A 6,794-nucleotide genomic window follows, 5' to 3' on the forward strand; every position below is an offset into this window, starting at 1 on the left:
CAGCAAGCCCTAATTAACCACAGATGTAAGATTGAATTCCCCACGATTTACCACAACATATGATTGAGAAAATGACGGAAAAGTTTGAGTCCTTTTGGTTCTTGATAGTTAGTTGGTAAAAGATTCAGCATGGAATTTTGTAATACTGCCAAAACTTCATCTACTTCTTGACGCTTAATTTTGGAAGTTTGAGAAAAGTATAGCGGTTCTCCAAAGCGCACCGTTAACTTTTTTCCGAAATAAAGGTCATGAGTGCCGATTAGTACCACTGGTACGATTGGTACACCAGCCCGCAAAGCATAAATTACCGTTCCTCGCTTCAGGGGGTGTAATTGACCCTCAGTGCTTCCTAAGCGTCCTTCGGGAAACAATATCAGTCCGTCATCTTGAGACAAAATCCCCTGTACAATGCGGTCAATTTGGCGCAAAGTTTGGATATCGCCCCCGGTGGGGACATTTTCCTCAATTGCTTTCGCTAATTCTAGGAGGTCTTTTCTTCCGGCTTTAGCAGCTTCTATCACCGCTATTTCTTCTTTCCACATCCGTTCTAAAGGAATTACACCTCCCACTAAACGCAGGGTGAAACGTTTCCAAAACTTGTTATAAAGAGTACGAGCATCACCTAGAACGTAGTAGTGGGGATGGGTGGGGAGTTCGCCTAGCAGTAGCAAAGGGTCGATATGGTGGAGATGGTTAGCAGCGAGGATAGCGGGTGTTTGAGGTATCCTGTCCAGGTTTTCCACCCGGACTCGAAAAACAGCATGGATGAGCGATCGCAACACAAAACGACGTACTATAGCATGGAATCTAGTTTCTCCATGTCCCTGAGCTATAGCTTCCAGACGATGCAAAGTTGCTTTTATTGTATAATGAACAGCGCGATCGCTCGCTGCCGCCACACCTTCTTGTACTCGTTGAATGGTTGTTAGAGATAAATCGGCTGTTTTCTCATCGGGATTAATTGGGTAAGTCACCTCATCAGCTCCGTCGCCCGGAAAAGATTCGTTAGAAGAACTTTTAATAAAACCCTCTTTGAATTCATGAATATATCATAATTGTTCATGGCACAATAGGGAATTAAGAGCCAGTTAAAAGGTTTAATTACTCGTATCATCTGTGACAGAGTTAGAGTGAGAGTTAGAACGATAATTACAAGATTGTATTTTAATTAGAGTAGTATATGAGTAAGGATTACAAAAAGTGCAAGTTCTAAAAAGAGCCATCAAACCAGTAACCTATATATCGTTCCTCCATATCTACCCAACAACTTGGGGGACTGCTGGTGATATTTGTTTAGTCCGTAAATCTGTAGCTGATAACAGTGTCTCGAAATTCGTGGGTCATAAACTCCAACTAGTAATTCCCAAAGGAATGGAGCGTAATCAATTGGCGGGGGTTCCGGTAATTAAAGTTGCAGGTCATGTCGGTGACGGACATCCTAAAGATAAGCACTCAGAATGGGAGGCTTATGAAGGTGTAGATAGAGAAATAGCACTTGCAGCGATGAAACCTTGGGGATTCAAGTTAATTGAGTTTACAAATTAATCCTTAATCAACCGCAAATCAAGTCTGTAACCCGCCTGCGCGGGTTTCTCAGGTATTGCACACCGTCGGACAGTCAGGATATGTGCTGTTAGCGAAGTGGCGCGTTAGGCTGGGTAAAGTAATCTGGGATATTGCTGTATAGATTCCTCTTTAGGGCATTTTGGATATCCCGTTCAAGCAAGAATCCCCTAAATATAATTTTAAGAAGTCCCAACCCCCCCTGAATTACGAATTACGTTAGCGAAGCTCCTCCGTTCGTGTAGCGTTCCGCAGGAAAGGAGGCATTACGAATTACGAATTACGAATTACAAATTACGAATTACGAATTACAAATTACGAATTACCAAGGTAACTTACTTCCATCCCATGAGAAAAATTGTCCGCTATCACCTTCTTGAAGTTGGTCAATAACAGACAGCAATTGAGTTACACAAAGTTCGACTGAAAATAATTTTTCTGGTGGTACATTTCTCTGAAATGGACGGGATAGGCGTGTATCAGTTGTCCCAGGATGTAAAGTTACTATCAATGTTTTAGGACAACTTCTGCCATACTCAATTGCTGCTGTTCGCATAAACATATTGAGTGCGGTTTTAGAAGCCCGATAGCCATACCAGCCACCAATTTTATTGTCACCAATACTAGCTAATTTAGCAGAAATACTGGCAAAAACACTATTTTCATTATGGCGAAATAAAGGTAACAGGTGTTTAGCTAGAAGAATAGAACCAACACTGTTAATTTGGAAGTAACGCAGCAAATTTTCGGAATTAATTTGTTTTAAACTTTTTTCAGGTTGGAAAGTGCCGTCATGCAATATTCCCACACAGTTAATCACTAAATGTAATTTATTGACTTCGGCTTTAATTCGTTGAACAACTTCGGCAATTTGCGATTCTTCAGTAATATCCAAAGATACACAAATTAATTTATTAGAATATTTTTTTTCTAAAGCGATTAATTCTCCGGCTGATTCCAGTTGACGATAAGTTGCATAAACTTTAGCAATTCTATCATCTTCTAGCAATTTGATCACAAGCCCCAAACCTATACCTTGGCTAGATCCCACAATTAAGGCATTGACAGAATTATTATCAGCTATATACGACATGATTTTAATTTCATCTGAATTTATTTACCTATACAAAATCTACTAAAAATCCGGTCAAGGACAGATTCAGTAACCTGTTCTCCAGTAATTTCTCCTAACGCTTGAATTGCACCACGTAAGTCAATTGTCCAGAAATCAAGGGGTAATTGATCTGTAATTGTTGTTTGTACCTGTTCTAAAGATATTTTAGCTTGAGTTAGGGCTGCTGCTTGTCTTTGGTTAATTGCTAAATCCAGATCAGCCGCTTGCACTTTCCCTGTTTGTACTATGTTTAAAATTGCCATTTCCAAGGCATCAATGCCTTGATTTTCTGCTGCAATTGTGGTAACAGTTTGGTGAATATTTTGGGGATATTTCCCAAAGTTAAGAGATGCTGTTTCTACAAGATCAATTTTATTAATTACTAGAATTAAAGGGCGATGTTGGACTTGTTCGTAAATTGCTTGGTCATCCTGAGTCCATCCGGCAGCAGCGTCAATAGTTAATAATACTAAATCAGCTGCATTTGCCGCCCGACGCGATCGCTCTACGCCAATTTTTTCTACTTGGTCTATTGTTTCCCGAATCCCGGCTGTATCTAAGACTTGCACAGGTATTCCCCCGACCACAAGCTGAGATTCCACCACATCACGGGTTGTCCCTGGTAAGTCAGTTACAATGGCGCGATCGCTCTGACTCCAAGCATTCAATAAGCTGGATTTACCAACATTTGGTCGTCCCACAATTGCCACTTTTAAACCAGTTCGCAGCAGTTCCCCTTTATCCTTTGTGGCTAAAAATTTAGTAATTTCTGCGGCAACGTGATCAATATCTGATATTATGGCTTTATAATCCAACGGTGGTAAGTCTTCTTCAAAATCAATTCGAGCTTCAATCTCTGCCAGAATATCTAAACAGTGGTTGCGTAACTGCCGAATCGGAGAGGCTAATTTTCCTTGTAAACCAGCTAAAGCAGTTTGAGCAGCTTGGGGCGATCGCGCACCCACTAAATCAGCAATGCTTTCAGCTTGGGTTAAATCTAGTCGTCCATTCAAAAAGGCTCGGAGCGTAAATTCACCGGGTTGAGCAAGCCTAGCACCATGTTCTAGACACAATTGTAAGACCTGCTGCACTGCCATAATTCCGCCGTGACAATGGAATTCTACCACATCTTCACGAGTGTAAGAACGGGGGGCTTGCATAATTAATAACAGCGCTTCATCCACCAATGCTTGTGTCTGGGGATGGCGGATATAACCGTAAAGAACGCGGTGACTTTCCCAAACTTGCTGACCAGGGGCGGAAAATAGAGCTTGTGCGATCGCCATTGCTTGGGAACCAGACACCCGTACAATACTAACGCTACCCTGTTGGGGAATTACAGCCGTGGCGATCGCGGCGATGGTTCCAGTAATAGCTAAGAGTTCCGACATGAGCGCCCTTGTTAGCAAAACATTTGATATATATGCTATTAGCGTAGCAGCAGTTTTATCATAGTCAATTAAGGAGACTTGATATTAAGAGTAGAGATTTGCCGTATCAATCACAACTCTTAACTCATATTTTAAAGAGAGGGACTCACTGTGGAACAACAAATTGATTGCGCTCAAGCCTGCGTGAACGGCTGTATATTAGGGGATAAATGCCCCCATATCAAGTTTAGAGAAGCCACAAGCAAATTTATCGAAGAGACATCTTTAGACCAAATGCTGATCATGGCAGAAGAACGCTTGCGGAAAAAAATGACCGAACCACCAAAATGGGTTTTACCCGAAGATTTCTAAACTCAGGGAGTAGTTAGAGACGTGATTAATCGCGTCTCTACAAAGCATACAGTTCAGTCAAGCATTTCTTCCTTTTCTTTCTTGACTTTGCGTCCTTGGCGTTCTTGGCGGTATGCGCTACGCGCACGCTACGCGAACGTTAAAAAATTTGACTTAAACAAAGCGGAATAGATAGATACACGGTGATTTTCTACTGAGTTTGAAAGATATTTTGCACCATTTTCTTATCCGTACTTGCAGCAGCTTGATCTAAAGCAGCAATTTCGCCAGAATCTAACAACCAACCCAAAGCACCAATATTTTGCTGCGCCTGTTCTAGACTTTTCGCCCCAGGGATAGGAATAGTACCCTTACAGATACACCAATTAATTGCTACCTGAGACATAGTTTTATTTCTAAATTCTGCCACCTCTCGTAAACATTCTAAGAGCGATCGCACTCCAGGTAAAAGCTGCCTAAATAATAAACCCCGGATACCCTTGGGTAAACTGCCTTTTTCCGCATATTTTCCCGTTAAAATCCCCAACGCCAGAGGACTATAGGCAATTAACTTTATCCCCAATTCGTCACAAACATCCTTCAACCCTAATTCCGTCACCGGATAGGTAGATAGTAAAGAATACTGAACTTGCAGAGTTTTAATAGGAACACCCCGCGCCGCAAACTTTTGATGTACCCGTTGCAGACGTTTCGGACCATAATTAGATAAACCGACCCCCTGCACTAGACCTTGTTCGTATAAATCAGCCAAACCATCTAACAAACCTGATTCTTGCCAAGGTGCATAATTAGCCGTAGACCAGTGCATTTGCACCAAATCGACATTTTTGCCCAAACGTTGCGCCGAAGCCTGACAAGCCTTAACCATTGCTTGACGAGTCCATCTCCAAGGGTAAGCCGCCAGCTTAGTAGCAATGCAAATCTTATCTTGATTTACCCCTTGATATTCCTGAGTAAATCGCCCCAACAGTAACTCACTGCGTCCATTTAATCGCCCAGTCCCGTAAGAATCACCAGTATCAAACAAAGTTACACCATTGCTGACACAGAGATTAAAAACAGCTTGTAACTGTTCATCCATGCTTTCATCATATCCCCAGAGTAATTGATTACCCCATGCCCAAGTGCCACAGCCCATACTGGGTAGAGATAGTTCTTGGCTAATCTGCATATTGACTCATTGTAGACATCCCTAACAATTAATTATCTTCATATCTTGTACCGGGCGACTAGAAGTCGCGGCTATACAAACAAAGTCCGCCTGCGCGGACTAAGAGAAAATTAGGGTTTTTAACCCACGAAGGTGGGTTTCGTCTGTGTAGCCGCGATTTCCAATCGCCTGGGCTAAGAGAAAATCAAAGTTTTTAACCCACGAAGGTGGGTTTCGTCTGTGTAGCCGCGATTTCAATCGCCAGGGCTTATTTCAATTCGGTCGATGTTCAATCGACACAACAAAAAACGCGATAAATGCTAAAGTCTGAAAATTGGGGTCAACTTGAGAACTTAAACCAAAAAACTAATTAAACTATGGAAGCGCAAATCAGTAGTAACGAAATCATGGCTATGCGGGAAATCTTGCAAGATTACAAACCCGCACAGTATGCCCTAGATAACTTAGCCAGACACAACGGTAAAGTTGAACGCTCATTTGAGGATTTATGGATTGAGAAAAATGGCAAAACATTAATGTCAGAAGGCAAATCAATCTGGAAAGTCACGCTGAATGTACTGCGTCAAGAACTCTGCGGTGATGATGGCTTTCGTGGTCAACTCAAAGAATATACGAAAAATCCAGGGAGTTCACCGTTGCTATCAGGTTTGATTGTCTCTCTAGTCGGTCTTGCAACCACCAATGGATTACCAATTGATCCCGCGATCGCCACTGTGATTGTTTTGTATATACTTAAAATAGGATTAAATATATTTTGTGACTACACAGAACCACCTGCGGACAAGGTTGGAACTCTCCCACAGGGAGACTAATATGGTTTAGTTTTATCTTTAAATCTTAGCCCTTTCTTCGCTTGCGGGGAGGGGGAATGCGTCACGTCGCTTCGCTCCGAATTCAAAATTCAAAATTCAAAATTCAAAATTAAATACCCCACGGATAAGTCCGGGGGCTTGAATTGCTGTAATGATCAATCTGGTAATTTGTCTAGATTTTCTCGTGTCATCGCTGCATAATATTCATCCTGATACTCAACATATATATCTAACGCTGTTTGCAAGTTAGCCCTCGCCTCTGGGTAGTTTTCCTCTGCTGCTGCAAGTAGTCCCAATTGACCGTAGGTGCTGGCTTGTTCATAGCGATCGCCATATTCGATTTTGATATTCAAAGCCTGTTGATAATTGCGTCGTGCTTCTTCATATTCTCG

At 41.9% G+C, this 6,794-nt stretch carries 8 protein-coding genes; 3 read left to right on the forward strand and 5 right to left on the reverse strand.

The genetic code is table 11. The features are described 5' to 3' along the window. Positions 1-47: 47 nt before the first annotated feature. A complete protein-coding gene (locus VB654_RS20085; protein WP_323215571.1) occupies positions 48-974 on the reverse strand; it encodes a 1-acyl-sn-glycerol-3-phosphate acyltransferase in 927 nt (308 codons plus the stop codon). A gap of 226 nt (positions 975-1,200) precedes the next feature. Here VB654_RS20085 and VB654_RS20090 point away from each other — a divergent pair, with 226 nt between their 5' ends. Beyond that, a complete protein-coding gene (locus VB654_RS20090) occupies positions 1,201-1,545 on the forward strand; it encodes a hypothetical protein (RefSeq protein WP_323215572.1) in 345 nt (114 codons plus the stop codon). Between the two features lie 340 nt (positions 1,546-1,885). On the opposite strand, the gene VB654_RS20095 is transcribed toward VB654_RS20090, so the two are convergent. Next, a complete protein-coding gene (locus tag VB654_RS20095) occupies positions 1,886-2,656 on the reverse strand; it encodes an SDR family NAD(P)-dependent oxidoreductase (protein WP_323215573.1) in 771 nt (256 codons plus the stop codon). A 20-nt stretch (positions 2,657-2,676) separates the two neighbouring features. After that, entirely contained in the window at positions 2,677-4,068 is a 1,392-nt protein-coding gene (gene mnmE, locus VB654_RS20100; protein ID WP_323215574.1) for a tRNA uridine-5-carboxymethylaminomethyl(34) synthesis GTPase MnmE, read from the reverse strand. A gap of 150 nt (positions 4,069-4,218) precedes the next feature. Here mnmE and VB654_RS20105 point away from each other — a divergent pair, with 150 nt between their 5' ends. Continuing rightward, positions 4,219-4,419: a hypothetical protein gene (locus VB654_RS20105; protein ID WP_323215575.1), complete on the forward strand. Its 201-nt coding sequence runs from the start codon at positions 4,219-4,221 to the stop codon at positions 4,417-4,419. A gap of 190 nt (positions 4,420-4,609) precedes the next feature. Here VB654_RS20105 and VB654_RS20110 read toward each other — a convergent pair whose 3' ends face one another. Further along, a complete protein-coding gene (locus tag VB654_RS20110; protein WP_323215576.1) occupies positions 4,610-5,590 on the reverse strand; it encodes an aldo/keto reductase in 981 nt (326 codons plus the stop codon). 356 nt (positions 5,591-5,946) lie between these two features. On the opposite strand from VB654_RS20110, the gene VB654_RS20115 reads away from it, so the two are divergent. After that, on the forward strand, positions 5,947-6,402 hold the full coding sequence (locus VB654_RS20115; protein WP_323215577.1) for a hypothetical protein: 456 nt from the start codon (positions 5,947-5,949) through the stop codon (positions 6,400-6,402). A gap of 155 nt (positions 6,403-6,557) precedes the next feature. On the opposite strand, the gene VB654_RS20120 is transcribed toward VB654_RS20115, so the two are convergent. After that, on the reverse strand, positions 6,558-6,794 hold a 237-nt coding region (locus VB654_RS20120; protein WP_323215578.1), incomplete at its 5' end, for a tetratricopeptide repeat protein.

This window comes from Nodularia sp. UHCC 0506 (assembly GCF_034931045.1).
In the GTDB taxonomy this organism is placed as follows: domain Bacteria; phylum Cyanobacteriota; class Cyanobacteriia; order Cyanobacteriales; family Nostocaceae; genus Nodularia.